General features: G+C 73.1%; 19 protein-coding genes and 2 pseudogenes. 6 read left to right on the top strand and 15 right to left on the bottom strand.

The window, feature by feature from the left end; all coding sequences use genetic code 11:
• Positions 1–381: 381 nt before the first annotated feature.
• From ACFYW3_RS28015 to ACFYW3_RS27985, 7 genes are all read right to left on the bottom strand, one after another.
• Complete coding sequence (locus ACFYW3_RS28015) at positions 382–3,393, bottom strand: condensation domain-containing protein (RefSeq protein WP_389387717.1); 3,012 nt, start codon at positions 3,391–3,393, stop codon at positions 382–384.
• Positions 3,383–5,266, bottom strand: a complete 1,884-nt coding sequence (locus ACFYW3_RS28010) for an amino acid adenylation domain-containing protein (RefSeq protein ID WP_389387716.1) — start codon at positions 5,264–5,266, stop codon at positions 3,383–3,385. Before ACFYW3_RS28010 ends, ACFYW3_RS28015 begins: the two co-directional genes overlap by 11 nt.
• A 1-nt stretch (position 5,267) precedes the next feature.
• Complete coding sequence (locus ACFYW3_RS28005; protein WP_389387715.1) at positions 5,268–7,280, bottom strand: non-ribosomal peptide synthetase; 2,013 nt, start codon at positions 7,278–7,280, stop codon at positions 5,268–5,270.
• On the bottom strand, positions 7,280–10,456 hold the full coding sequence (locus ACFYW3_RS28000; protein ID WP_389387714.1) for an amino acid adenylation domain-containing protein: 3,177 nt from the start codon (positions 10,454–10,456) through the stop codon (positions 7,280–7,282). Before ACFYW3_RS28000 ends, ACFYW3_RS28005 begins: the two co-directional genes overlap by 1 nt.
• A 221-nt stretch (positions 10,457–10,677) precedes the next feature.
• Positions 10,678–11,973, bottom strand: a complete 1,296-nt coding sequence (locus ACFYW3_RS27995) for a condensation domain-containing protein (protein ID WP_389387713.1) — start codon at positions 11,971–11,973, stop codon at positions 10,678–10,680.
• 88 nt (positions 11,974–12,061) lie between these two features.
• Entirely contained in the window at positions 12,062–13,426 is a 1,365-nt protein-coding gene (locus ACFYW3_RS27990; protein ID WP_351757690.1) for an MFS transporter, read from the bottom strand.
• Between the two features lie 397 nt (positions 13,427–13,823).
• Positions 13,824–14,684 (bottom strand): SDR family oxidoreductase, encoded by an 861-nt coding sequence (locus ACFYW3_RS27985; protein WP_389387712.1) that lies wholly within the window; start codon positions 14,682–14,684, stop codon positions 13,824–13,826.
• 50 nt (positions 14,685–14,734) lie between these two features.
• Here ACFYW3_RS27985 and ACFYW3_RS27980 point away from each other — a divergent pair, with 50 nt between their 5' ends.
• Positions 14,735–15,385, top strand: a complete 651-nt coding sequence (locus ACFYW3_RS27980) for a TetR/AcrR family transcriptional regulator (RefSeq protein WP_389387711.1) — start codon at positions 14,735–14,737, stop codon at positions 15,383–15,385.
• A 269-nt stretch (positions 15,386–15,654) separates the two neighbouring features.
• On the opposite strand, the gene ACFYW3_RS27975 is transcribed toward ACFYW3_RS27980, so the two are convergent.
• On the bottom strand, positions 15,655–16,275 hold the full coding sequence (locus ACFYW3_RS27975) for a hypothetical protein (RefSeq protein WP_389387710.1): 621 nt from the start codon (positions 16,273–16,275) through the stop codon (positions 15,655–15,657).
• Between the two features lie 257 nt (positions 16,276–16,532).
• Positions 16,533–16,829: a hypothetical protein gene (locus ACFYW3_RS27970; RefSeq protein WP_389387709.1), complete on the bottom strand. Its 297-nt coding sequence runs from the start codon at positions 16,827–16,829 to the stop codon at positions 16,533–16,535.
• A 171-nt stretch (positions 16,830–17,000) separates the two neighbouring features.
• Here ACFYW3_RS27970 and ACFYW3_RS27965 point away from each other — a divergent pair, with 171 nt between their 5' ends.
• On the top strand, positions 17,001–17,615 hold the full coding sequence (locus tag ACFYW3_RS27965; RefSeq protein WP_351757703.1) for a DUF4328 domain-containing protein: 615 nt from the start codon (positions 17,001–17,003) through the stop codon (positions 17,613–17,615).
• A gap of 135 nt (positions 17,616–17,750) precedes the next feature.
• Here ACFYW3_RS27965 and ACFYW3_RS27960 read toward each other — a convergent pair whose 3' ends face one another.
• Positions 17,751–18,188, bottom strand: coding sequence for a MarR family winged helix-turn-helix transcriptional regulator (locus ACFYW3_RS27960; protein WP_351757706.1), 438 nt, complete (start codon positions 18,186–18,188; stop codon positions 17,751–17,753).
• Positions 18,189–18,329: 141 nt separating this feature from the next.
• Between ACFYW3_RS27960 and ACFYW3_RS27955 the strand changes: the two genes are divergently transcribed.
• On the top strand, positions 18,330–19,256 hold the full coding sequence (locus ACFYW3_RS27955) for a zinc-binding alcohol dehydrogenase family protein (RefSeq protein ID WP_389387708.1): 927 nt from the start codon (positions 18,330–18,332) through the stop codon (positions 19,254–19,256).
• 62 nt (positions 19,257–19,318) lie between these two features.
• On the opposite strand, the gene ACFYW3_RS27950 is transcribed toward ACFYW3_RS27955, so the two are convergent.
• From ACFYW3_RS27950 to ACFYW3_RS27940, 3 genes and pseudogenes are all read right to left on the bottom strand, one after another.
• Positions 19,319–20,137 carry a hypothetical protein gene (locus ACFYW3_RS27950; protein ID WP_389387707.1) on the bottom strand — a complete coding sequence of 273 codons (819 nt, stop codon included), beginning with the start codon at positions 20,135–20,137 and terminating at the stop codon, positions 19,319–19,321.
• A gap of 128 nt (positions 20,138–20,265) precedes the next feature.
• Positions 20,266–20,478: pseudogene (locus ACFYW3_RS27945) on the bottom strand (FG-GAP-like repeat-containing protein); the annotation flags it as partial.
• 67 nt (positions 20,479–20,545) lie between these two features.
• Positions 20,546–21,307: a hypothetical protein gene (locus tag ACFYW3_RS27940; protein ID WP_389387706.1), complete on the bottom strand. Its 762-nt coding sequence runs from the start codon at positions 21,305–21,307 to the stop codon at positions 20,546–20,548.
• A 716-nt stretch (positions 21,308–22,023) separates the two neighbouring features.
• On the opposite strand from ACFYW3_RS27940, the pseudogene ACFYW3_RS27935 reads away from it, so the two are divergent.
• The 3 genes and pseudogenes from ACFYW3_RS27935 to ACFYW3_RS27925 form a co-directional block, all read left to right on the top strand.
• Positions 22,024–22,302 (top strand): annotated as a pseudogene (locus ACFYW3_RS27935) (DUF6545 domain-containing protein); the annotation flags it as partial.
• Positions 22,303–22,331: 29 nt separating this feature from the next.
• Positions 22,332–22,475, top strand: coding sequence for a hypothetical protein (locus ACFYW3_RS27930; protein WP_389387705.1), 144 nt, complete (start codon positions 22,332–22,334; stop codon positions 22,473–22,475).
• 107 nt (positions 22,476–22,582) lie between these two features.
• Positions 22,583–23,125: an SMI1/KNR4 family protein gene (locus ACFYW3_RS27925; protein ID WP_351757719.1), complete on the top strand. Its 543-nt coding sequence runs from the start codon at positions 22,583–22,585 to the stop codon at positions 23,123–23,125.
• Between the two features lie 70 nt (positions 23,126–23,195).
• Here the strand turns inward: ACFYW3_RS27925 and ACFYW3_RS27920 are convergent, their stop codons facing one another.
• Positions 23,196–24,851 carry a sigma-70 family RNA polymerase sigma factor gene (locus ACFYW3_RS27920; RefSeq protein ID WP_389387704.1) on the bottom strand — a complete coding sequence of 552 codons (1,656 nt, stop codon included), beginning with the start codon at positions 24,849–24,851 and terminating at the stop codon, positions 23,196–23,198.
• Positions 24,852–26,103: 1,252 nt separating this feature from the next.
• Positions 26,104–26,382, bottom strand: a complete 279-nt coding sequence (locus ACFYW3_RS27915) for a GlsB/YeaQ/YmgE family stress response membrane protein (protein ID WP_351757726.1) — start codon at positions 26,380–26,382, stop codon at positions 26,104–26,106.
• Positions 26,383–26,462: the final 80 nt, after the last annotated feature.

Here is a 26,462-nt window from a genome sequence, read left to right as displayed (position 1 = left end):
CAGGTCCGCCGGTTCACGGCCCCGGGCGTGGACGGAGACGCGGACCGGCAGGACCGTCGATCACGAGGTCCGTCAAGTGGTCCGGCGAAGGCCCCCGTTACCCGGCACCGGCCGCCGCGTCCCGCCACCCGCCGCCCCCGCGGAGAACCGACTGGAAGGAACTGCGCCATCGGTTCATCCGGCTGCTCTCTCCCATCGCGCGAGTCTCACGGGTCTCGCGGGTCTCGCGGGTCGCCGTGCCGGCTTCAACCGGGTTTCGCCGTGGCCGTGCCTTCTCCGCACCGGTGGGCAGCGCGTGAAAGCGTCCGCCTCAGACGTGAGCGGGTTCGATCGGGGCCGGGCCCGGAGCCCGGTGCGGGGCTCCGGGCGCGGCTCGGCGGGTCAGCCGGTGTTGGGGGCCATGCCGCCGATCATCTCGGCCAGCACGGCCCGCCGGTCCTCTCCCGGCCGTGCCTGAAGGGGGCGGGCCAGGCGGGCGGCGTCGTAGTGCCAGCGGTGATCGAGGTCCGGGGGGACGTCGTCGGTTTCGCGGAGGTCGGCGCGGGTGTCGAGCAGTTCCGTGAGGTCGAGGGCCAGGTCACGCCAGGAGACGTGGCCGCTCGAGGCGTTGGCGACCCCGCCCACGGGACGGTCCAGGCTCTCGGCCACCGCGCGGGCCAGGGCGGCCGCGTGCACCCACGCGACTCCGTACCAGGGGTGTCCGCCGGTGCCGGGACGCGGCAGTTCGATCGGCCGGCCCTCGCGGGCGGACTGGTAGAGCGTGCCGATGGCGCCCCAGCGCAACTGTTCGCGCAGCCGGTCGTGCGCCCCCCACACGATCGGTGACCGTACGGCGCTCGCGCCGCCGCGTCCCTCGGTTCCCGCGGCGCGCAGCAGCAGGGCCTCGCAGTCGAGCTTGGCCCTGCCGTACGGGCTGACGGGCTCGTGGGGCGGCGCCTCCTCGGCGACCCGGTCCGTGTCGGGGTGCCCGTAGGCGTCGACGCTGCTGACGAAGACGAACGGTCCGCGCCGCCAGGCGTCGACCATCGCCTCCATCGCCGCCAGGTCCACGTCGTGCCGGGTGAAGGTGCAGGCGGAGTGGACGATCGCGTCGGCGTGCGCGACGGCGTCCCGCAGCCCGGCCAGATCGGTGAGGTCCCCCTCGATGACGTCGACGCCCTCGCCGGCGATCAGGTGGGCGGACTCGGGCCGGGCCAGCGCCAGCACGGGGCGGCCCTGTGCGGCCAGTTCCCGTACGACGAACGCGCCGACTCCGCCCGTCGCACCGGTGACCAGGACCGTGCCCGGCCGGATGTCCCGGGAGCGGGGCGCCGGCCTGCTCGCGGCCTTCGCGGCGCTCTGCCGTGCCGCCCGTTCGTCGAGGAGCGCGGTCAGCGCCCGGGGCGTGCGTGCCTGGAGGACGTCGAGGCCCGTGAGGGGCAGGCCGAGGTCCGTACGGAGCCGATCGGCGAGCTGGACGGCCTTCAGGGAGTGGCCGCCGAGGGCGAAGAAGTCGTCGTCGGGCGCGACGAGGACACCGAGCACGGCGGTGAAGGTCTCCGTGACCGCTTCGGCCCGGGGGCCGGACGGGGCGCTCGGCGTGGACGACCCGGGCAGCCGGCCGCGGTCGAGGGGCCCGGCGGCCTCGCGCGGAAGCGCGTCGAGCAGGGTGACCGCGGCGGGCACGGACTCGGGGGCGAGCGAGCGGCGCAGCAGGCCCAGCAGTTCGTGACCGGACGAGCCGACGCTGTCGTGCAGGACGGCGTAGGCGACGGGCGGCCCCTGGGCGGGGCGTACCACCGTGGCGTCGGCGACCTGCGGGTGGGCGCGCAAGGCCCGCGCGGCCGGATGGCCGTCGCCGTCCGGGTCGTCGCCGTCCGCTTCCCCGCCCTCCGGGCCGTCACCGTGGTCCGGCGGGACGTCGTGGTGCGGGCCGGCCAGGGGCTGTCGGTCCAGGGCGAGTTCCGGGTCGGCCGCCACCGCGTGGAGCAGGGCCGCGTAGTCCCGTACGGCCGCCTCCGCCACGGTGTCGTCCAGCGTGTTCCCGTCGTACTGGACGAGCGCCACCGGTTGTGCGGCGTCGCCCAGGCCCAGGCCGTAGGACAGGGTGAACTTCGCGCCGTCGCCGGGTACGTCGACGTACTCGGCCGAGGTGCCCGGCAGGCGCAGGACCGTCGGCTCGCCGAGGACGTCGGAGGTGACGCGGACCAGCGCGGTGCCGTCGGCGCCGCGTGCCCCGGCCCCGAGGCGTTCGAGGACCAGGTCGAAGGGGATGTGCCGGTGACGCTGGGCTTCGAGGAGCGCGTCCTGTACCCGGCGCAGCAGGTGGACGAAGGACGGGGCGCCGGAGACGTCGACCCGTACGGGCAGGGTGTTGACGCACAGGCCGACCAGGCCGCGCATGGCGGTACCGCTGCGGTGGGTGCCCGCGACGCCGATGACCAGGTCGTCGTCTCCGGTGAGACGGTGCAGCGCCGCGAACGCCGCGGTGAGCGACACCGCGAAGAGGGTGGCGTTGCGCTCCGCGCCCAGCGCGCGCAGGGCGTCGGGCACGGCCGCGGCGAGGGGTACGGTCCGCACGGCCGCGGGCCGGACCGCGGTGTCCACCGCGGCCGCCTCCGGTCGGGGCAGGCGCGGTGGGGCGGCGTCGGCCAGCAGGTCGCTCCAGCGGTGCAGTTCCGCCTCGAAGCCGGGTAGGGCGTCGTGCTCGCGGCGTGCGTGGTCGGCGTACTGGGGCGGTGTGGCGAGGGTGTGCGGGCTCGTCCCGTCGGTGGCCGCCGTGTAGAGGACGGCGAGTTCGCCGGCCACCGTCTCCAGTGAGCCGCCGTCCACGGCGATGTGGTGGAACGTCAGCAGCAGGGTGTGGTCCTGCGGGCCGTGGCGCAGGACGAGGGCCCGTACGGCCTCGCCGGCAGCGAGGTCGAACGGCCGGGCCGACTCGCGTCGCAGCAGCCCGGGGGCGTGCGTCAGGTCGGTGTCGACGACGGGTACGGGGACCGTGCGCGGCGCGGGAAGCACCTCCTGGCAGGGCTCTCCCGCGCGCTCCGTGTAGCGGGTACGGAGGATGCCGTGCCGGGCCACCAGGGAGGTGAGGGCGCAGGTGAACGCGGCCACGTCGAAGGGCCCGCGCATCCGGGTGGCGAACGGTACGTGGTACGAGTCGCCCGCTCCGCCGAGCCGTTCCATCAGCCACATGCGGCGCTGGGCGCGGGAGAGGGGAACGCTTGCGTCCTGCGGGGCGGTACCGGAGGAGTGTCCGGTGTCCCGCGGTGCGGGGCCGCCCGCGCCGTCGGTCGCCCCGGCGGGGGGTCCGGCCGTCACGCGTCGGGCGGTTCCGGCGCGGGCCCGGCGCAGCAGTTCCCGCTGGAGGTGCTGTTGGCGCTCGCGGGCCGCGGAGTCGGCGTCAGTGGACATCGCTGTGCTCCGGGGTCTCGGGGTGGAGGTCGCCGTGGGCGGCCAGGAGGGCGCGTTCGACCAGTGCGGCCTGCGCGGCGACGGTCGGGGCGGCGAAGAAGTCGGCGAGGGAGAGTTCCACGCCGAGTTCCTCGCGCAGGTCGTCGGTGACGGCGAGGGCGAGCAGGGAGTGGCCGCCGAGGGCGAGGAACTCGGCGTCGGCGCGGGTGACCTCGCTGCCCAGTTCCCGGCTCCACACCTCGGCGACGGCCTGTTCCAACGGGCTCATCGGCTGCGCGGACGCCTCGGCGGGCCCGCTCCCGGCCGCGTGCGCCCGGGCGGTGAGGGCGCGTCGGTCGACCTTGCCGGCCGGGGTGAGGGGAAGCCGTTCCAGGACGGTGACCGTGTCGGGGACCAGGTGGGCGGGCAGGACCGCGGTGAGCCGCTCGCGCAGCGCCGCGCCGGACGGCACGGGGCCGGGCGCGGCGACGACGAACGCGACGAGGGAGGCCTCGGGGGTGCCGGCGCCGTCGACGGTGACGGCTGCGTCGTCCACGTCCGGCTGCTCGCGCAGGGTGTGTTCGACCTCGGCGGGTTCGATGCGGAAGCCGCGGACCTTCACCTGGTCGTCGTTGCGGCCGTGGAAGAGGAGGATGCCGTCGGTCCGGAGGGAGACCATGTCGCCCGTGCGGTAGAGCCGGCCGGCGGCGGGGTGTTCGACGAACCGTTCGGCGGTGAGTTCGGGCAGGCCCGTGTACCCGTGGGCGAGCCTGCTACCGCCGATCCACAGTTCGCCCCGGTCACCGTCGGCCACCGGCCGGCCGTCGGCGTCCAGGACGTGCGCCGTGGCACCGGCGATGGGCGCGCCGATCGGTATCGGCGCCTCGAAGTCCTGCTCGGTGACCCGGTGGGCGGTGGCGAAGGTGGTCGTCTCGGTCGGCCCGTAGCCGTTGACGAGCTCCAGCCAGGGGAAGGCGGTGAGCACCTCACGGGCCTGGGTGGTGGCCATCGCCTCGCCGCCCACGACGACCGAGCGGAGCTGGGCGAAGACGCGGGAGCGGCGTGCGGCGAGCTGGTGGAAGAGGGCCGTTGTGAAGAACGCCACCGTCACGCCGTGCCGCTCGACGTGCCGGGCCAGGTCCTCCAGGGTGGGGCGCTGCTCGGTGCAGACGACGACCGCGGCGCCGTTGGCGAGCGCGACCCAGACTTCGAACGTCGAGGCGTCGAAGGTCATCGGCGAGTGGAACAGGACGCGGTCGCGGCCGGTGAGGGTGACGTAGTCGGGTGCGGTGACCAGCTCGGCGATGGCGCCGTGCGGCACGGCGACGCCCTTGGGACGGCCGGTGGAGCCGGAGGTGAACATGATGAACGCCGCGCTGTCCGGCTCGGACGCGTCGACCGGCCGGCCGCTCGTGAGCGGCTCCTCGGGCAGGGCGAGGACGGGGCCGGGGAGCCTGGCCGCCTCCAGCAGTTTCGCGTCGCCGACGGTGAGCGTCACCTCGGCGTCGGTGATCATCGCCTTGGTACGCGGCCCGGGCTGGGCGGGGTCGAGCGGTACGCAGACCGCTCCGGCGAGCCACAGCCCGAGCTGGGCCACGACCGTGCGGGACGACCGCGTCGTCAGCAGCGCCACCCGGTCGCCGCGCGCCACCCCGTTGTCGCGCAGGCGGGCCGCGAGGGAGTGGCCGGCCTGGAGGAGCCGGCCGTAGGTGAGGGTGGTGTCCCCGTCCACGACGGCGAGGGCGTTCGGGGTGAGTTCGGCGTGCCGCGCGACGAGCGCCGGCAGGGTGGCCGCACGTGTCGAGGGCGGTACGGGCGTGGTGGTGCGGGCGGCGGCCGGCGGTACGGGCGTGCCGTTCACCGGGTCGACGGGGCGCAAGGTGGTGGGTGTCATGTCAGGCTCCTTCCGGGCGCGGGGTCCGGCGCTGGTCGAGGAGGGCCGCGAAGGCCCGCAGGTCGGTGCTGAGCAGCAGCTCGTGGGCGCGCGGGCGTACTCCGGTCTCGCGTTCGACGATCGCGAGCAGCCGCGCGGCGACGACGGAGGTGCCACCGGCGTCGGTGAAGTGGTCGCCGAGGCCGGTGCCGGGGCGGCCGAGGAGATCGCGCACGGACGTCAGCACGAGCCGCTCGGTGGCGGTGGCGTCGGCGAGGTCGTCCGGGTCGGCGGCGCGGGACGGCACGGGATCCGTGGCCTGGGCCCGGGCTGCCAGGGCGGCCCGGTCCACCTTGCCGTTGGCGTCGAGCGGGTAGCCGTCGACGATCCGTACGGCGGCGGGGACGGCCTGTTCGGGGAGCCAGGCGCGGACCGCGGCGAGGAGGTCCGCGGTCGCGGGTTCGGCGCCGTCGGCGGGCCGTACGTGGGCGACGAGGCGGCTGTGGCCGGAGCTGTCGCGCAGCACGGTGACGACGGCGCTGCGCACCCGGTGGTCCTGCTCGAAGGCGGCTTCCACCTCGGCCGGTTCGATCCGCACCCCGCTGATCTTCACCTGGTCGTCGAGGCGGCCGAGGAAGTCCAGGCTGCCGTCGGCGTTCATCCGTACCCGGTCGCCGGTGCGGTAGAGGCGGCCGGCGGCGGGGTGCTCGACGAACCGCTCGGCGGTGAGTTCGGGGTCGAGGTAGCCGAGCGCCAGGCAGTGGCCGCCGACGCGCAGTTCGCCGTCCTGTCCGCGGGCGACGGGCCGGCCCTCGTCGTCGGTGACGAGGACGGTGACGCCCGGCAGGGCGGTGCCGATGGGCGGCGGTGTCAGGTCGCCGGCCTCGGGGTCGGTGCCGCGCATGGCGTGGGTGGTGGTGACGACGGTGGCTTCCGCGGGGCCGTAGGCGTTGTGGACGGTGGCGGTGACGTCGGCGCCGGGGCGGCGGCGCATGCGGTCGCCGCCGACGACGAGGTGACGCAGTCTCAGGTCCTGCGGCCACGGCCGGTCCAGGAGCGGTTCGATGGTGGGAGTGGCCGCCACGGCGTGGGTGAGGCCGGTGTCACGCCACCAGTCCGTGAGCACGTGCGAGTCCCAGCGGGTGTCGTCCGGGGCCGGGACGAGGGCGGCGCCCGAGGTCAGGCCGGCCCACAGTTCCAGCAGGTGCGGGTCGAAGGCGACACCGATGAGCAGGGACTGCCGGTCGCCCGGCGCCAGGCCGGTCTCGGCCCGGTACCACTCCAGGGCGACGGACAGCGAGGCCTCGGCCACGGCGACCGCCTTGGGGCGGCCGGTGGAGCCGGAGGTGAGGACGGCGTACAGGGCGCCTTCGGGTGCGCGCCGGGTGCCGCGGCCGGAGCCGGCGAAGGCGGCCACGGCGGTGGCGGGGGCGTTGACACCGTCGGTGGGCAGCGGCAGCGGGGTGTGCTCCCCGCTCCGGTGTTCCTCGGGCAGGACGGCGGGGTCGCCGATGAGGCAGGCGACGTCGAGGTCCTCGGTGACGGCCTGGGTGCGGCGTTCGCCGGGGCGGGGGCCGAGCGGCAGGTAGACGGCGCCGATCCGGGCGAGCGCGACGGCGGTGACCACCAGGGCGGTGGAGCGGTCGAGGCACACGCCGACCAGGTCACCGGGCCGTACGCGGTCGCCCAGGGCGGCGGCGACCCGCACGGCCGCCGCGTCGAGGTCCTGGTACGTCCAGGTCCGCGTTCCGTCGATCACGGCCGGGGCCTGCGGGTCCCGCCGGGCCTGCTCCTCGAAGCGGGCCAGCACACCGGTCGGTTCGGCGGCGGGGCCGTGGGCGACGCTCGGCACGGTGCCGGTGCCGGTGCCGGTGTCGGTGTCGGTGTCGGTGTCGGTGTCGTGCGCGGTGGCGAGGCCGGTGTCGGTGTCGGTGTCGTGCGCGGTGGCAAGGCCGGTGCCGGTGTCGTGCGCGGTGGCGAGGCCGGTGTCGACGGGCGTGGCGGGGGCGACGGGAAGGGTCGGGGACTGGGTCATCACGACTCCGTGGAAAGGGTGGTGGTGGCGAGGGCGTCGGCCTGGTCGGCGAGCACGGGGTTGCGGAAGAGCACCTTCAGCGGCGGGCGCGTGCCCAACCGGGGCTCCAGCCAGGCGGCCAGTTCGGCGGCGAGCAGGGAGTGGCCCCCGCTGTGGAAGAAGTGGGAGCGGGCGTCGAAACGGCTGTGGCCGAGGACCTCGCGCCAGCCTTCCGCGAGCAGCGCCGTCATCGGGTCGTCGGACACGGCGGCGGTCGCGGGCCCGGGTTCGGAACCGGTTTCGGCGTCGGCGTCGGCCCCGGCCCCGGTCGTCGCGGTGTCGTCGGGGTCGAGCGCCGCCGCCCGGCGGGACAGGGCCGTACGGTCGGGCTTGCCGCCGGCGAGGGTCGGCATGGTCTCCAGCCGTGCCCACCGGGCGGGTACGAGCGGGCCGGGCAGGCGCAGGCTCAGCTCGGCGTGCAGCGCCTTCTCGTCGAAGTCCGCGCCGTCGGCGCCGTCTTCGAGGAAGCCGACGAGCCTGGGCCCGCCCGTTGTCTCCCGGTCCAGTACGACGGCGCAGGACCGGCCGCCGAGCACCGCGGACGCCGCCGCCTCGATCTCCTCCAGCTCGATGCGGTGACCGCGCAACTTGATCTGGTTGTCGCGTCGCCCGAGGAAGTACAGCAGCCCGTCCAGACCTCGGTAGCCGAGGTCGCCGGTGAGGTAGACGCGCTCCCCGTCGAGTGCGTCGACGGCGATGAACCGGGCGGCCGTCACCTCCGCGTTGCCCGGGTAGCCCTCGGCGAGGCCGGGTCCGGCGACGGCGAGTTCACCGACGGCGCCGGCCGGCAGGGGGCGGTGGTGGGCGTCCAGGACGAGGACCCGCTCGCCCGGGAGTTCGGTGCCCAGGGGGATCTCGGCGCCCTCGGCGAGGGCGTCGCGGGAGACCTCGTGGACGGTGGAGCTGATGGCCGCCTCCGTGACTCCGTACACGTTGAGCACGGTGGCGTCGGTGTCGGCGAGGACGCCGCGCAGGGCTTCCACGGGAAGGCGTTCGCCGCCGAGGACCAGGAGCCTGGGCGTCCAGCTCGCGTCGCGCAGTGCGGGACGCAGGTCCTCGCGGGTGGCGAGGAAGTAGCTGGTGGGCAGGTTGGCGACGGTGACGCGGGCGGACGCGAGCAGTTCGGCGAGTTCCGCGCCCGTGGGCACCTCGCGCTCGGGCAGGACCAGGCACGCCCCGGCGTGCAGGGTCGGCAGCACCTCCTCCAGGGCGACGTCGAAGGACGGCTGGGCGAACATCAGGACCCGGTCCGAGGTGACGAGGCCGAACCGGTCGGCGGCCGCCGTCATGTGGTGCGTCAGCGCCGCGTGGCCGACGGCGACGGGCTTCGGCGTGCCGGTGGAGCCGGAGGTGTGGATGACGTACGCGGTGTCGGGCAGCAGGGCGCCCTCGCGCGCGGCGGGCAGTGCCGGGGCGTCGATCCGGGCGATCGGCAGTGCTTCCGGCAGGACCGGGGCGCCGTCGCCGGTGAGGACCAGGGCGGGGGCGAGCCGTTCCAGCAGGAGTCCGAGGCGGGCCGGCGGGTCGGAGGGGGACAGCGGGCAGTAGACGGCGCCGGTGCGCAGGCACGCGAGCAGGGCGACGACCGAGTCGGTGCCCCGGGGCAGGACCGCGGCCACCGGCCGGCCGGGCGTCACACCGGCGGCGCGCAGCCGCTCGGCGAGCGAGCCGACGCGGTCGTCGAGTTCGCCGTAGGTGAGACGGCGCGCGCCGCACAACAGGGCCGGCAGCGAGGGGTGGTGCGCGGCCACGGGGTCCAGCGGATCGCGGTCGCTCGGCACGGGCACGGGCTCGGCGGCCGGTGCCACGGCGGTCGGTGCGAGGTCGGCGAGCGGGCTCCCGGGGCTGTCGAGGTAGGCGCGCAGCAGGTCCAGGAAGCGGCCCGCGAGCAGCCGGGCGACGTCCTCGCCGAGGAGGTCCGCGTCGTAGTCCCAGACCAGGGTCATGCCGGGCGAGCCGTGGCGCGGGGTGACGCCGCGCCGGTCGTCGGGGAGCAGCACCACGTCGAGGTCGAAGCGGGTGGTGCCGGTGTTGAACCCCTCGAAGAGGGTGATGTCGAGACCGGGTACGTCGATCTCGGGCAGCGGTGCGTCGTGGGCGCTGAACATGACGGAGAACAGCGGGTTGTCGGCGCCGGAGGTGTGCATGCCGAGCGCCCGGGTCAGTTCCTGGACCGGCACGTCCTGGTGCGGCAGGGCCCGGATGAGGGTGTCGGTGACGTCGTACATGGTCTCCTGGGCGGAGACGGCGCCGTCCAGGGAGATGGGCAGCGGGATGGTGTTGACGAACATGCCCACGGCGTCCTCGTAGCCGAGGGGGCGGTTGCCGACGGCGGTGCCGATGACCATCCGGGAGCGGCCGCTGTGCCGGCGCAGGAGTTCGGCGAACAGCCCGAGGAGCGTGGCGAACGGGGTGAGGCCGCGCGCACGGGTGTGGCCGCGCAGGCGTTCGGCGAGATCGGCGCCGATGGTCTGGCGAAGCTGGCCGCCGTTGTGCCGGCGGCGGGCGCCGGGGCGGACGAGACCGGGCAGCGGCAGGTCGTGGGGCTGATCGGCGAGTTCGGTCCGCCAGAAGTCCAGCGATTCGGGGGCGTACGAGGTCTCGGCCTGAGCCCGGACATGGTCCGCGTACGACGAGGCGGGCGGGAGCTCCGGGGTCTCGCCGAGGACGTGGGCGCGGTAGACGCGGAAGACGTCGTCGAGCAGGATCGCGAAGGAGTGGCCGTCGTGGATCAGGTGGTGCTCGACGTGGACCAGCCGGTGATGGCGCTCGGCGAGCCGCACGAGCGTCCAGCGGATCAGCGGCGCCTCGAAGGTGTCGAGCGGTGTCTCGGCCTCGGCGCGCAGGAGATCGGCGAACGCCGCCTCGGGGTCCTTCTCCGTACCGAGGTCGATCGTGCGCAGCCTCGGCGGACACTGCGGCGCGACCCGCTGCCCCGGTACGGACCCGGTGGAGGCGACGAGTTCGAGGCGCAGGCCGGGGTGGCGTGCCAGGGTGGCGGCGAGTCCCAGCCGCAGCGCCTCGGCGTCGAGCGGGCCCCACAGGTCCAGCGCGGCGGTGAAGTTGTAGGCGCGACTGCCGGGCTGCATCTGTTCGTGCAGCCAGACGATCTCCTGCGAGGAGGAGAGGGGAAGCATGGGCGATCCCTGAGGTTGTCGGGTCGGTTTCCGGTGCCGGTCACGGTTGTGTCCGGTGGTCGTGCGGGCGGCTTCGCGGGTCGCGCGGTGCCGTTTCGGGCGTGGGGGGATGCCATGGGGGGAAACTCGGGGTGCGCGGTGGTGTGGGACGCGCGGTGGTGTAGGGCGGTGCGGGGTGCGGGGCGGTGATGCCCGCAGGGGCCGGGGTCGCGGCCGCGGGGTCAGAGCGCGGTGTGCTCGGAGGGGCGCAGCGCGTGGGTGAGCGCGTCGAACGCCCGGTGCGCGGCGGTGTCGTCGAGCACCGCGCGGTCCCACACCATCCGCAGCCGGATCTCCGCTCCCTGGGTGACGGAGACGGCGAAGGGACCGCGGACGGGTCTGCCGTCGACGTGGACCTCCCGTCCCTCGACCCCGGCCAGTTCGAGGAGTGGGCGGCGGCTGTCGTCGTCCACGGTGAGCAGTCCGTCGAGGCCGCCGGTCCAGTCCGAGCCGGCGGCCCGCACGGCGGCCACGACCGCGTCGAAGGGCGCGTCGGCCCGGTCGAGGTCGTCCCACCACGCGTCGGCCGTAGCCTCCGGGTCGGGTGCTCTTCCGGTGTCGGCGGGGAAGACGACGGTGTTGAGGAAGCAGCCGATGACCGGCTCGGCTCCCGGGGGACGACCGCCCCACGGGTAGCCGAGCGGGACCGCGAGGTCCGGGCCGTACAGCTCGCGGGCCGCGGCGCGGCAGGCGTCGAGCAGTCCGGGGAAGGGTACGCCGCCGTCGTGTGCGGGCAGCCTGATCTGCGCGACGCCGCTGGGCAACGCGCCGTCGGGCACGCGTGCCGGCCGGGGTGACGGGGCGTGGGCGCGGAGCGTACGCAGCCGGTCCGCCCAGTACGCGGCCGCCTCGGGCGTCTCCGCCCTTTCCTCGGCGGCGAGTTGGCGCAGGACCGTGTCCCGGTAGGCGGTGAGTTCGGCTTCCGTCTCCCCCGGTGCGACGCGGGACGCGGTGGTCTCCTCGCGGTACGCGGCGCCGAGTTCGTCGACGATCCGTGCCAGCGAGCGGCCGTCGCAGACGGCGTGGTCCAGGACGATGGCGAGGACGTCCTCCTCGCGCTCCTCGTCGCGTACGAGGAAGAGGCGCAGGGGGGAACCCTGTGCGTCCCACGAGGCCGCCGCGCGCCGGAGCGTGTCGGCGGGCCGCTCCCCCGGCATCGGGGTCGGCCGGGTCAGGCCGACGTCCGGATCGGCGACGCGAAGGACGGGAGTGCCGCGCACGACGGCGGGCCGCGCGCGCAGGGCGGTGTGCCGTGCGGCGAGCCTGTGGGCCGCTGCCCGCAGGCGTTCGGGGTCGATGGTCCCGTACGGGAAGGCGAAGAACATCGGTACCAGGTCGGGGCGGCCCGACGGATCCAGCGAACGCACCAGGAGGAAGCGGCGCTGTGCTCCGGTGACGGGCAGCAGGACGTCGGACCGGTCGCCGGCGGCGGTGAGACGCCGGTAACGGGCCAGGTACTGACTCGTGATGCTGAGCACGTGGTTCTCTCTGTCGAGGCCGCGGTCGCGGTCGCGGTCGCGCGGAAGGGTGTGGCGGCGCGGGTGGTCCCGCGTGCGGTACGGGTGGTCAGCGGGTGGGCGCGGGGGCCTGGCGTTCGTCGCCGGCGGCGGTGTTCTCCCGCGCCGTCTCGTCGCCGGCGCCGGCGTCGTCCCGCGGACCGGGAGTCCCCACGGTGTCGTCCTGCGGGGCGGGCAGGTCCCGCATCCGGCGCAGCGGGGAGAGCAGCAGCGGCAGCGGTACGGCGAGGATGCCGACGGCGCACCAGGCGAGGGCCGTACGCGACCCGTGGGACTGGGCGAGGGCGCCGCCGAGGAGCGCGCCGAGCGGCAGGGTGCCCCACATGAGGAAGCGCAGGGTGGCGTTCATCCGGCCGAGCAGGCGTGGTGGGCACAGCCCTTGGCGGAAGCTGACCTGGGCGATGTTGTAGACGACGGCGCCGAAGGAGACGACCGCCGATCCGGCGGCGAAGAGGGCCGCCCCGGAGACGCCGTGCCCGGACAGCGGCCACAGCAGGGCGAACGGGCCGGTCACCAGGACGGACAGGAGGATGACCCGGGCCTGCCCCAGCCGGGCCGCGAGGCGTCCGGCGCACAGGGCGCCCAGAAGCCCTCCGACGGCGGAGGCGGACAGCACCAGCCCGAGCCCGCCGGGCTTCAACCCGACCACGCGGACGAGGTGCACGGTCTGTGTCGCCATGAGGACGGCGGTGCAGAGGTTGGCGAGGCCGGTGGTGAGGGCGATGACACGGAGCAGCGGATGGCCGAAGACGAAGCGGACGCCTTCGGCGATCTCCTTGCGCAGGGAGGCCCCGGCGGCGGGCTCGGGTGTTTCCTCGGGCTGCTTGACGCGCATGAGGAACAGGGCGGAGAGCAGGTAGCCGATGGCGTCGGCGACGACGGCGAGGTGGGCTCCGACGAGCTGTACCAGTCCGCCGCCGACGCCGGGGCCGGTCACCTGGGCGGTGGAACGGACCGTCTCCAAGGCGCCGTTGCCGGCCACGAGTTGGTCACGGGGCAGGATCTGCGGCAGGTAGCTCTGATGGGCGACGTCGAAGAACACGGTCGCCACGCCGATCACGAGCGCGACGACGTAGAGCTGGGCCATGGTCAGGGCGTGGGCGAGCGCGGCGGCGGGGATGCTCGCCATGGCCACGGCGCGGACCAGGTCCGCGCGGATCATCAGGGCCCGCTTGCGCATGCGGTCGACGAGTGCCCCGGCGGGCAATCCGACGAGCAGGAAGGCGGCGGTCTCCGCGGCGGTCAGAAGGCCCACCTGGAAGGCGGGGGCGTCGAGTTCGAGGACGGCCACGAGGGGCAGTGCCACGAGCGTCACCTGGGCACCGAGCTGCCCGGTGGCGGCTCCCGCGAGCAGCAGCCGGAAGTCGCGCACACGCATGGGGCCACCGGCGGCGGCTCGGGATGTTTCGGACATGCGATCGACATTCACCGACCCACCGATCAGGAGTCAAAGCAACCCTGTCAGTTTCGGACTTCTTTTGCGTCACCATGGGGGCAACTCGGGAAATCTTTCGCCCTACCCGGGGTACGGCCGCGTGAATTCCTGTCGGTCACGCTCGGACCCGGGACAGGTGGGGCAAGGGGAGGCGGCGGGTGCGAGGAACGACCGAACGGCGCACCTTACGCTGAGTGATCAGTCCAATCCTGACCGAAAAGGCTCATCTGTGATCACGCCGCTACGGAATCATCCATTCCATCCGCTATGAACGTCACGTGTCGTCGATCAACGCCGTATGACGTCGACACCGCCGGCATGGCGGCGGACCTCACACCCCCGTCACGGGAGACTCGACCCGAGGGCCGACGGCGGCTCACTTCGGCTGGTGACGGCGGAGGTTGGCGGCGAGGACGCGGTCGAGCATCCGGTCGGACAGCATCGGACCCAGGCGCATGATCAGGGCGGCGTCCCGACCGGCGGTGTAGCGGGTGCGGGGCCTGCGCGCCGTCACCGCCTTCGCGATGACCAGGGCGGCGGCGTCGGCGGTCAGGCCCGACGCGGTGCCCGCGGCCATCAACGCGTTGTTCGCCCGGACCAGGTTCCCGTAACGCTCGTCCTGCTCCGGCGTCATCCGGGCGGCCAGGTCGTTCGCCGTCGCGATCCCGCGGGCGGCGATCTCCGTGCGGACGCCGCCGGGCTCGACCACGACCACCTGTACGCCCAGCGGCGCGACCTCCCGGCGCAGTGAGTCGCTGACCGCCTCCAGGGCGAACTTCGCGCCGGCGTAAGCGCCGTAGGTGGCCATGGCGTACTTGCCGCCGATCGAACTGATGTTGACCACACGCCCCTTGCCGCGCAGCAGCGCGGGCAGGAGCGCCTGGGTGACGGCGATGTGGCCGAACAGGTTGACTTCGAACACCCGCCGCCACTCGGGCAACGGCAGGGCTTCGACCGGGGCGTTCACCTGGATGCCGGCGTTGTTGACGAGCGCGTGCAGTGCGCGACGGTCGCCGGCGACCCGTGCGGCGAGTGCCTCCACCTGCTCGGACTCGGTGATGTCGAGGATGACCGGCTCGATGCCGGTCGACCGGATGGCGTCGGCGTCCCGGTCGCGTCGCACGCCGGCCAGGACGTGGAATCCCCTGCGGGCCAGTTCACGGGCGGCTGACGCGCCCATACCCGTGGAGGCTCCGGTCACGACGATCAGCTTCGAAGTTTCAGATGACGTTGTCACCTCAACCACCGTACCGGTTCAGATGACACTGTCAACTGTAGGATGGGGTCATGCCCACTCGTGCGGAGTCCGCCGCCCTCACCCGCCGCGCTCTGCTCGACGCGGCCGCCGACCTCCTCGATCTCGGGGGCCCCGAGGCCGTCACCCTGCGCGAGGTGGGCGCTCGGGCAGGTGTGAGCCGGGGAGCGCCGTACCGGCACTTCACCGGCAAGGACAGCCTGCTGACCGCCCTCGCGACCGAAGGCTGGGAACGGATCGCCGACCAGGTCCACGCCCTGCGGACCGATCCGGCCCTGCCGGCATCAGACAAGCTGGGCGGCGCTCTGCGCACCCTCATCGGCGTCGGCCGGGACCAACCGCACCTGTACCAGATGTTGTTCAGGCGCCCCGGACAACGCCCCGAAGACCTCGACGAGGGGCTCGATCACGTCCGGCGTCGGCTGTGCACACCCGCGGGCGACCCGGCGGCGGACCGCGTCCGTGCCGCCGGGCGCTTCCAGGACGAGTTCCTGCCCCTCGTCGCCGAACTCGTCGGGGAGCCGAACGCACGGCACTACGGCACCCTGTTGCTCGCCGGCACGCACGGCATCGCGGACATGGAGCTCAGCGGCCACATCGGCACGGGCATGTTGCGCACCACCGCCGACGAGCTCGTCGACACCCTCGTCCGCATGGTCGCGGACGCCGGCGAGGCGACCTGACATCGCCCGCGCCCCGACGAGGGCACACTCCGCGCCCCTCGCGGGGGAGCCGGGGCCCCTCACCTCTGGTCCGACCAGCCGGTCTCGCGAGCACATGGCATCACGGTCGGTCGGCCCTCCACGGAAAGTCGGAAAGTGAGCCGGAACCACGACTCGTGAACGGGGCGGGTACCGCGCGGCGGGTACCGAAACGTTCGCCCCGTTGTGGCGCCCTGACGGCTCCACGGGGCAGGGCGTCGACCTCCGCCGGGCCCACGTCCACCGGTCCGTCAGTCCAGGGTGAACTGGAAGTGCGCCGTCTCCCGGAAGTCCGCGGTCGGCGGGTCGACTTCCACCGTGACCGGGATCCCCTTCCTGCTCGGCTTGACGCGGACCGGCACGGTTCGTTTCTTCTCCGTGCCCAGCGGTGGCATGAGGGCGGCGGCGGCCTCCCGCCGGTTCGACCAGGTCACGCTGTATTCGGAGACGCAGTCGTCGAGCGACTCGCCCGCGCGGACCACCAGGGGTGCGAGGCCGGATTCGGACACGGCGGAGTCCAATGACTCCCCGCCGGGGCGGAGTTCTTCGTCCGTGTCGTTGTCGTAGGTCACCGTGAGGCTGTAGGAACCGTCGGACTCCGCGCGCGGCCGACTGACGGTCACCTTCAGGCCGTCCTCGTACCGCGCGGTCGCGCCCGGGCCGAGAGGGTCCGCCACGGATCCGGAAGGGCCGCTCTGCTCCAACTGACCGTAACCGTCGAAGCCCTTCTCGAACTCGGCCAGTGCCCAGGCACCCAGAACGACGAGGCCGGTGAGGATGACGACGGCGATCGCGCAGCCGTTGAACCCCCGCGGGCTGTCCGAGGTCGGGGTGCCGGTCGGGGTACTGGTGGGGGTCTGATCCGTGTCCATGCAGGTCACGATAGGGAGCGGCGGGCGCACGGATCATGAGCAGGCGTACTCAAAGACCGCCTGAGTAGCCCACCTCGTGGGCCCCGTCCGGTCGGCCCGGCCCCCGGCGCCCGGCGGGGAAGAGGTGGACGATCAGCGACATGGTCCGGGGTGCGAGCAGCGCGGCGGCCGGCCCTTGGACCGCGCGGGCCGCCCTTCACCAACGATGACGCACGCACACGTCGATGCGCACGACAGGCTCCGGGCGAGGACGCGTGTCAGTCTGCCGAGGGGCGCCAGGCGTGGGCCAGTCGTGCGGCGGCCCCGGCACCCCAGAGCCAGACGAGGACGGCCATGAGCCCGGCTCCGACCAGGGCGACGTGGAGCATGTCCGCGGTGTCGTCGTGCTCGCCGGTGTAGGCGACGGCTCGGATGGGCGTGGCGAGCCAGTGGTGCGCGCACAGGCCGATCAGCGCCGCTGAGGCGAGGGCGGACGAGCAGCGTGAAGAAAGCGGTGCTGAGGTAGATGGTCCTGTTCCCGGCGAGCACGCCGACCGGACCCGGGGATTCCTCATGGACGGATGGGTCCGCTCTGGCGTACTTTCCCCTCTGCACGCACATCTGCGGGCCACTTACGCTTGCCTGCCCGTGGGGGTTCCACCGTCATGTCCTCATCCGGCGTTCTCCGTCCACGCCCGCCCATTCCCGTACGATCGCCGGGTGCTTCGCGCGGTCTGCTCGCGGGGGTGTGCTTCCTGCTGGCGGCCGTCGCCGCCGGGGACCTCTTCTCGCTGTACATCGGCGCCCGACTGCACGCCGATGTGGAGACGGACGGGGGCTTCGCCTTCGTCTCCGAGGACCGGTTGGACCGGGCCGACCACCTGTTCCTGGTCTACGACCAGATCCACGTGGTCGGACTCGCGGCGTGTGCGGCCGTCCTCATCACCTGGTTCCACCGGATGCGTCGCAACGCCGGCTCACTGGCCCCCGACCAGTTCGGAAAGGGACCGGGCTGGGCGATCGGGGCCTGGTTCGTACCCGTCGCCTTCCTCTGGATGCCGTACCGCATCGCCGTCGACATGTGGAGCGCCGGCACCCGGGCGAAGCCGTCCGCAGGCCCGACCGGCGTCTCCTTCTGGCCGGTGAACCTCTGGTGGGGCTCCTTCACCGGATCGGTCCTGCTCGGCTGGTGCGCGAACCTGGGCTACCGGCGTGCCGAGGACCTCGACTCGCTCCTCGACGCGGTGAACCTGGGGATGGCGGCAGCGGCACTGAACATCGTCGCTGCGGCCTCGGCGGCGTACTTCGCCGTCCGGCTGACACGTCTGCTGAACCCCGCGACGGGCGGCGGCAGCCGCTGAGCACTCCGGCCGGGCTTGTGCGCGACGCGGCCGCCGGTGATGAACTTCGGGGCGGTGCGCGCCTGAGCGTCCTTCTCCACCCCCCTCCACCCTTCCCGCCCGATCCGTCTGCTGCGCCTGTTCCGTCTGTTCCGTCTACTCCACGATCAGACGGGTGAGCAGCGCCCGCAGTTGCTCTCGTTCGGCCGGGGCCAGCGGGGCGAGCAGGGCCTCATTGGCCTGGTCACCCAGCTCCTCCAGCCTGCGCAACAACCTCCGGCCGGCCGCGGTGAGCGCGAGCGCGTTCTTGCGGGCATCGCGGGGATCCCGGGTGCGGCTGATCAGCTTCTTGGCTTGCAGCTCGTTGAGCACCGTGACCATGTCCTTGGGGTCGATCCGGACGGTGCGTGACAACTCGGCTTGCGCGATGGGGCCGAGTTCGGCGATGCCGCACAGTACGGCGTGATGCTGCATCCGCACGCCCTCCTCGGCCAGTTGCCCGCTGACCAGGCTGTGCCCGCGGGCCGCGGCGCGGCCCAGCAACCAGCTCGGCAGGGTCCGCAAGCGACTGAGTGGCGCGGGGGTGGTGTCCATGGAGTCAGCCTAGCCGAATTCATTGGACCTCCCAATGAATTCGTCCTATCGTTGGGTCGACCAACGGATTGCGGCCGCGGATCGCCGCGCCGGACCGCCGCGCCGGATCGCCGTCGCGGATCGCAGCAGGGGGAGGCGCACATGCGCAAGATCAGGTTCCAGCCGCAGGACACCGTCGAGCCCTTCAGGATCGACGAGGTGGCCACTCCCGTACCGGGCCCCGGGCAACTGCTGGTGAACACCGAGGTCGTGGGCGTGAGCCTGGGCCTGGTCAGGGCGCTGCGCGCGGGCACGGAGCCGACTGCCGAGCCCGGGGGCGAGATGGTGGGCCGGGTCGCCGCGCTGGGAGCGGGCGTGGAGGGCTTCCGGGTCGGCGACCGGGTGGGCGGGGTGGCCTTCGAGGGTGTCCACGCCCAGTCGGTGCTCGCCGTCCCGGCCATGGTCACCGCCGTCCCGCCGCAGGTGACCGCAGCCGACGCGCTGGCGCTGGTTCGCGGCGGCCTGGTCGCGCTGAGCGCGCTGCGTGCGGGACGCTTCGAGGAGGGCGAGTCCGTCCTGGTCACCGCGGCGGCGAGCGGCGCCGGGCACTTGGCCGTGCAGTTGGCCAAGGCTCTGGGTGCGAGCCGCGTGGTCGCGGCCGTCAGGTCAGCGGACAAGGCCGACTTCGTGCGTGGATGCGGCGCCGACGAGGTGGTGATCTACGCGCAGGACTCCTGGGGAGACCCGGTGGACCTGGTCCTCGACGGCGTCGGCGGCGATCTGGTGCAGCGGGGCGTGGACGCCCTCTCCCCCCACGGCAGGCTCGTGGCGTTCAGCGCGGGTGGCGGCGCCGTGGACGCCGGCAGCCTGCTCGGCGGCCTCAAGTCGGTCATCGGGCTCTCGATCGGGCTGATCGCCCGCCGGCAACCCGAACTGATCGAGCAGCGCAGGGCCGAACTGTGGGACCTGCACGCCGCCGGCCGCCTGCGCCCGGCACACGAGGCCCTGCCCCTCGATCAGGTGGACAAGGCTGTCGAGCTGATCGAATCCCGCAGAAACCTCGGCAGGGTCCTGCTGCACACGACCTGACCGTCGTGCCCGGGCGCGTTCGTGCCGGTCTCGCCACCCGTCGGCTGATCGTGACCCGGCCCTCACCCGTGCACACGTCGCCGCCGGGGCGGATGGGACGTCGACTCGACCGCCCCCGTTGCGTCACCGGAACCGAGGATCTTGTCGTACGCGTTCCAGCCGTCGCCGACCCGGATGGGGTCGCCGACCTTCTGGGCGTACCCGTCGCCGGGGTAGATCCACGGGACGCCGGTCTTGTCGCGGGCGAGCAGGTCTCCGTGACCGTCACCGGTCACGTCGCCGGGACCGGTGACGGAGGTGTAGGCGTCCCAGCCGACGCCGAGGTCCCCGGCCCGGTGGAGGCGGCCTTCCGTCAGGAGCCTGCCACCGCTCGGGCGCAGCTTGGTGACGATGCCCGAGCCGTCGAGCGAGGTGGCGCAGCCGATGGTGTCCTTCTCAAGCCCGTCGTTCGTGGGGGTCGAGAACTGCCCGTTGTTCCGGGCCCTGCGGCTCCAGGTCCGCCCGTCGGCGTCGCGGCCGATGAGGTGCCTCTTCCCGAAGTCGGGCCGACCGCCCGCCCCCGCGAGCACGTCGGCTCCCGCCCAGCCCGACCGGTGGAGCACCGGGTCCGCGAAGCGGCCCTGGCCGATGGCCCGGTAGAGGTAGCGGTCGCCGTTCAAGGTCCGGGCGAGGAGGTCGGACGGTCCGTCGCCGTCCCGGTCGTCGGCGCTCAGGAGCTGGTTGCACGTGTGCCGGCCCGCGCCCAACTCGACACCGGCTTTGAACGGCTGCGCGGCATTGCCCGTGCCGGCCAAGAAGACCAGGTCGTCGGTCCTGTTGCGGACGTAGACGTAGACGTCGCCGATGCCGTCGGCGTCGGCGTCGGCGTCGGCGTCGGCCACCCCGATGATCTGGTCGAAGTCGGACCAGACGCCGGGCGCCTTGATCCGTGCGCGAACGGCGCCTTGGGGTCGCCGGTGCCCGGGAACAGGTAAAGGTCGCCGCCGTAGGTGCGGGCGAGAATGTCGTTCTTGCCGTCGCCCGACAGGTCGCCCGCTGCGAAGATCTTGTTGTGGATGTTCCAGCCCGTGCTGCTCCAAGCCGCTTGATACGGGTCGTTGTTGACGTCGACGAAGAGCTTGAGCGTGCCGTCGGTCCTCACGATGAGGAGTTCCGACATGCCGTTGCCGTCCAGATCGCCCGAGGTGATCAGTACCTGGGTGCCGACAAGGTCCAAGTCCACGAGCAACCCTTGCGTGTCCGTGGAGTCGGGCCGTACGGCGATGAGGGAGCCGAGCCACCTCACCCCGTCAGGCCGAACGGCGGGCCTCGTCGCGAATGTACGCCAACACCCTTTCCAGCGAACGCCGTTCGCGATCCGCGTGGCCGGCCGGGAAGGCCTCGCGGGCTCGCTCGTAGTCCTCGTGCCGGAAGGGCTTCGGCTGTTGCGGGGTCAGCCAGAGGATCAGGGGGCTGACCCCGGCCCGCTGGTAGGCGGCCAACTTGTGGTGTCCGTCGAGGAGGTACCCCACCAGGCCGGCGGGACTCGGACGCAGCGCGACCAGCACGGGCAGGCCGCCGCTCCTGATCCGCCGCGCGTAATCCCGTACGACGGCCTCGTGGCGCGGGGGCCAGTGGTCCGTGGTGAGCAGCGCGAGGTCCTCCTCCGCGTACCACTGCTCGATCGCGTGGCCGCGGGGGTGGACCGTGCGCAGTTCGTGCGGAGCCGTCTGGACGGTCATCACGTACCGGCCCGGCGCCAGGAGCGTCAGCAGCGGGCGGAGCCGCTGTGGGTCGGGGGGCAGGTGGTGGCCGGTGACGGGATCCACCTTGAGGTCCGGGCAGCCCAGCCACTCGGTGAGGGCCTTGACCTCGCCGATCCCGGGTGCGTCGACTCCCGCGCGGACGGCCAGCCAACCGACGCTGCCGCAGCCGTCGTTGCCCTCCAGCAGTACGGGATCACCGGCGAGCACCAGCAGGCCGGCCGCGGCGTCCCCGGTGACCTCGATGATGCCGAGCCCGTCCGGGACCTCGCAGACTACGGGCGGGGGTGGATGGATTCCGGCGACCATCGACCAAGTCTGTCAGAGGTTCGGACACCGGTCGGACCGATGACGGGCAGACACGGATCGCCCGACCACTCACCTCCCGGCCCGCACGGCCGCGCCTCGAAGCGAAACGGCACACTTCTCCCCCACGCTCACCGCCGGCCCAGGCGTCCGGATGCCCAGACCTCAAGGCCGCCGGAGTGACGCGCGCCACTCTCCGGGTTCCTTCGGGTCGGGCGTGAGCGATCACGGTCGGTATGAGGCCCTCGACATCGCCCGATGACGGTCGACGGAAGACTCGATGAGTCGTGCCAGTGCCTCGTGTGAAGCTTTTGATCACCGTCGGCAACCGACCTGTGCCGCCACGCACATCACAGGGGGAATCCACCTGTTCACACAACGACGTCGGCGTGCGCTCCTGGGCGTCTTCGCCGCCACTGCCGTCACCGCCGCGATGGCCGCCACGGCCGGTACGGCCTTCGCTTCCGGCGATCCGGCGGGGGCCGACCGGGCCCGTGCCGCGGCCGGGACGGAGCAGCGGGCCAAGGATGTCCAGGGGCCGGGGCGGCTCGCCCGCGCGGCCGGTTCCGTCGAGACGCCGAGCTTCCCGATGGCCGGTGTGAACAAGCAGTCCACCGAGCCGTATCCGTACTTCCCGGACCGCAAGGGCGCCTTCGAGGACCGGCACCACGTGAAGGTCGGCTTCGACGCCTTCGCCGACGCGATCGACGTCCCGCAGCGACCTCTTGGCCCTGTGGGACCTGCGGTTCCGCCTGCACCGGCGGGTGATCGAGATCAGGGACGGCTGTCTGGCCCTGGGCGGGCAGGTCACCCCCGGGCTCCCCTCCGCCCCGGGGCCGGAGGGGAGCGTCGAGGAGCGGGCGCGGTGGGAGGCGGCGCGCATGGCGGCCGCCCTCGCGGGGCGGCCCGGGCATGACGGAAGGAGCGGGCGGAACGAGACGGACGGGAGGGACGGGTGTGGTGGAACAGGCGTGGTGGAACAGGCGGGGGTGACGTAACGGACGGCCGGGACGGAACGGGGGGCCGGGTGGACAACGCCTCACCCGCGTCGGTGATGAACCCGGGCGACCTGGACCTCTCCACCGATGTGCGGTGGCTGGTCCAGGTCTCCCGAGCCTTCGCCTCAACCCCCGCCGCGCGGCCGGAGCGCGACCGCGCGACCGCCCCGTGAGCGCCCTCGGCCGGCGAACGCCGGCAACGCAGGACACCCGGAGACAGACCACGGGGCCCGCGACGGCCACCATTGATTCCGCGCAATCCCACGCTGAGAGGCCGGCCGTGAACCCTTCCCTCGCCCATCTCGTTCGATCCGTCCCACCGTCCAATGCCCCTCGGGCCCACGACTGGGCACGTGTCGAGGACCTCCTCGGAACCGCACTGCCGAGCGACTACAAGGAGCTCGTCGATCTCTACGGAGGCGGTCTCTTCGACGATGCCATCTGGATACTCGAGCCCGACTGCCCCCGCACGCACTACGACCTGGTGACGCAGAACCGCGACCTCGCCGAGGCCAGGCAACGGCTCTGGCAGGGCGGGGAACCCCGGCCCGCCCGACTGGACGAGTCAGGCTCCCGCATCATCGCCTGGGCCGTGACCGAGAACGGTGACTGCCTGTACTGGCACGCCCGCCCCGGCCAGGAACCCGAACAGTGGACGGTCATGCTCAAGGAGGGCCGCGGGCGCGAATGGGAGTTCCACGCCCAGTCGTGCTCCGAGTTCCTGCGGTCCATCCTCCTCACCGGCGACACCGAGTCCGAGATGTTCTACGACTTCCCGATGGAGGGACCTCACGAGTTCCGTCCCGGCTCCGGCCTGTGGTGAGTTCAGGTCGCTCCCACCGCCTACAGACCGTGTCGGCGGTGGGACCCGTTCCCGAGGAGCGGGCGCGGGCTCAGCGCAGGGAGAAGAGGAGGTTGACCGAGTTGTAGTAGTTGGGCAGGTGCGCCATGTCCGAGCCCGGGCGCGGCGGGTCGGCCTTCGGCCAGTTGCGGGGGCCCAGCAGGTGGTCGGAGTAGTCGCTGTGCGCGACCCTCGGCACGAACCAGACGTGGTACGCGCCGGACCGCGCGTCCGGTTCGAACCGCCAGAGCTGGGTGGCGCGGTCCGCGCCGCTCCGGCAGGGGCGAAGGGTGACCTCGACGAGGTTCCCGCCGCCGGAGGTTCCGTCGAGGCAGGTGCCGGTGTCGGCGTTCCGGAGTTGGTGGGTGTTCCTCCAGGCGGGCAGCCGCTGCCATCCCTGGGAGGCTTTGCCGGTGCACTTCTCAAGCTGCACACGGCCGTCGGAACGGCCGCCGCCAACGCCGACGCACAGCCCCGAGCCCACGTTGACCAGGGCGTCGCCGGCGGGACCCGTCGAGGGTGATGCCGAGGTCGGCTTGGTGGTGGCCGAGGAGGCAGCGGAGGTCGAGGCGGAGGGGCCGGGTGTCGCGGAGGTGGAGGCGGAGGCGGAGGTGGCCGACGCCGACGCGGGCGTGCCGATGGCCACGAAGGGTGTCACGGCCGGAAGCGGGCCTCCGGGGGCCGCGGCCGTTCTGGCGGGTACGGCGACCTGATCGGACCGGTTGTTCTCGGCCTCGGCCGGCAGCAGGGCGACCACGGTGGCCGTCGTTCCCACCACGGCCACCGCCGTGGCCCACTTCGCGGCACTGATCTTGGCTCCGGCGAGCTGGGTCCCGTTCAGCGTTCCCGCTCCCGCGGCGAGGTGGGCGCCGTTCTCGCCCAGGGTCGCCAGGAAGGAGGCGGGTTTCCACAGCAGGATTCCGCCCAGCAGCAGCACACCCAGGCGGCCGTTGACGTCGCGCAGGTCGCGCTCGGCCCGCGCGCAGTCGGCGCACCCCTGGAGGTGGCGGCCCAGGTCCCGGGTGCGGCGCTTGCCCGGCCGACGGAGCATGGCGGCGATCTGCCCGCCGTAGTGCCGGCACTCGTCGCTCGCGCTCTGGTCGAGGTGGGCGCGCAAGTACGCCTCCCTCAGACCTTCCCGTGCACGCGCGACCAGCGAGCCGACGCCGCCCGCCGAGATTCCGAGGCGTCCGGCGGTCTCCGCCGCCGGCTCGTGCTCGACGACGGCGTGCCACAGCACGGCCTGCCAGCGCTCAGGCAGCGACCGGTAGGCCCGCAGGACCAGCGACCCCTCTTCCGCCGAGAAGACGCTCTCCTCGGCGTCCTGGTCGTCCGCGAGCTGCGCGGCCCATTCCTCGAAGTCGTCGGACAGCCGCGTACGGGCGCTCTCCCGCGCCCGTGCGGCCGCCAGGCGGCGCACGCAGACCAACAGGTACGGCCGCCAGGCGTACTCGGGTCCGGCACCCCAGGCGACGGCCCGGTAGGTACGGGCGAAGGCCTCGGCGGCGAGGTCCTGGGCGGTGGACAGGTCCCGGCAGCAGCTACGCGCGTAGGCGAGCACCGAGGCATGGTGCCGCGTGAACACCTCGGCCATCACGTCGCTGACCTCGGCGTCGGACTCCGAGGTGTGGCCACGCAGCAGGGCGCAGAGCTCCCCGTCGGTGAGGCTTCGGAGATGCTGCTGACGGGCGGTACCCGGTGTACTCAACACGTGCTCCTGTTTGGCTTGCTGATGACCCGCAAGGCGGCTTCCCGGGACATCCGTCATGAGGAGGGTGCGGCGCTGCGCCCGTACCGGAATTTCGCGCAAGTGTGCACTCTCGCAGGGCCGCAAGCAAACGAGTGCTCGTCGGCGTGACGCGCGGACGGTGGCGGTCGCCGTGGGCGGATCGACGGAGGAAGCCGGGCGGACGGGCCCGGATCCAAGGCCACCGAGACCCTCTTCTCGGCACCAACACCCCTGCTGTACAGGCACGTTGACGCTCAAAGCCGGTATGCGACAGCACCCTGGAAGTGATCATGATCCTCACGGCCGACTCGCTCGTGCGCAGCGGGGACGCTCCCCGGTCCGGGCTTTCCTTCCGGAGAGTTCTGCGTCTCACCCCTCCGAGCCGGTCGGGAGGATCAGGCGAACCGGAATGCCCGGCTTGTTGCGAAGACGGCGTGATCTCCGCTCCGCTGGAACGGACTCGGTGTCCGAGAAGCCCGGATGGTCGGGAGGCGCGTCGCGACCGGCCCGGGTACGAGCGGGCCCGGTCCCGGCCTCTTCCCGTACAGCCGCCGTCCGCGCTCTCGCTCTCGCTCTCGGGCAACGAAGCGGGCGGAGCGGGCGAACGGGAGGGGCCGGTCGGGTCGCGTGCACCGCTCGTCAGGACGCCGAGCCGGGAGCGGCTCGGCGTCCCGGCGCAACCGTGTGATCATGGAGGCGCCGCGTTCCTTCGACGCTCTCGTCGTCATCAGCGACCGGGTGAGGTCCGGGAACGACCCCTGTACGGAGTGGCCGTGGACGCGATGGCCATCGATGCCCTCCCCGGCGGCGGATTCGTCCTCTCCGGAATGGGAGGACCGAACTCCCGGTCCGGCCAGATCTTCGACCCCGACGGCCACTCCAGGCGTCGCTTCCCGATGGGACGTACCTGACGTACCTGACGCACCTGGTCGCGGACCGCCGGGCCGGATTCTGGGCCGGGTACGCCGTTGAAGGTGGTGACCGTGCCGTGATCTCGACCTGACGGGACGGCGGTCACCTGACAGCACGGCGGTGACCTGACGGGACGGCGGTGACCTGACGGCACGCTCGCAGGTGAAGTGCACGGTGGAGTTGCGGCCTGGGGCAGCGCTTCGTCGCTCCCGTACGAGGCTCCCGTACGTCGCTCCCGTACGAGGCTCCCGTACACGCGGAACGGCTCCGCCCTCGCGAGGAGGGGGAGCCGTTTCCGTCAGCGGTGGGGGCGTGCCACTCAGGCGTGGCGGTGGTGACGGTTGTTGCCGGTGACGAGTCGGTAGACCGCGAGGAGGATGACGGAGCCGATGATGGCGGCGATCCAGGTGGAGAGGTCGAAGAAGCCGTCGATGGAGTCGACGCCGAAGACGACCTTGCCGAGCCAGCCGCCGAGCAGGCCGCCGGCGATGCCGATGAGCATGGTGATGATCACGCCGCCCGGGTCCTTGCCCGGCATCAGAGCCTTGGCGATGAAGCCCGCGAGCAGTCCGATCAGGATCCAGGCGATGATGCCCATGACGCTTCTCCTACCTCGATGAATAAAGCCGGTGTCAACGAGCGTCTGCACCGGGCGGAGGTTTCCAAACGTCCCGAGTT

It is taken from the genome of Streptomyces sp. NPDC002602 (genome assembly GCF_042889445.1).
In the GTDB taxonomy this organism is placed as follows: Bacteria; Actinomycetota; Actinomycetes; order Streptomycetales; family Streptomycetaceae; genus Streptomyces.
This window is presented reverse-complemented; position numbering and strand designations above follow the sequence as displayed.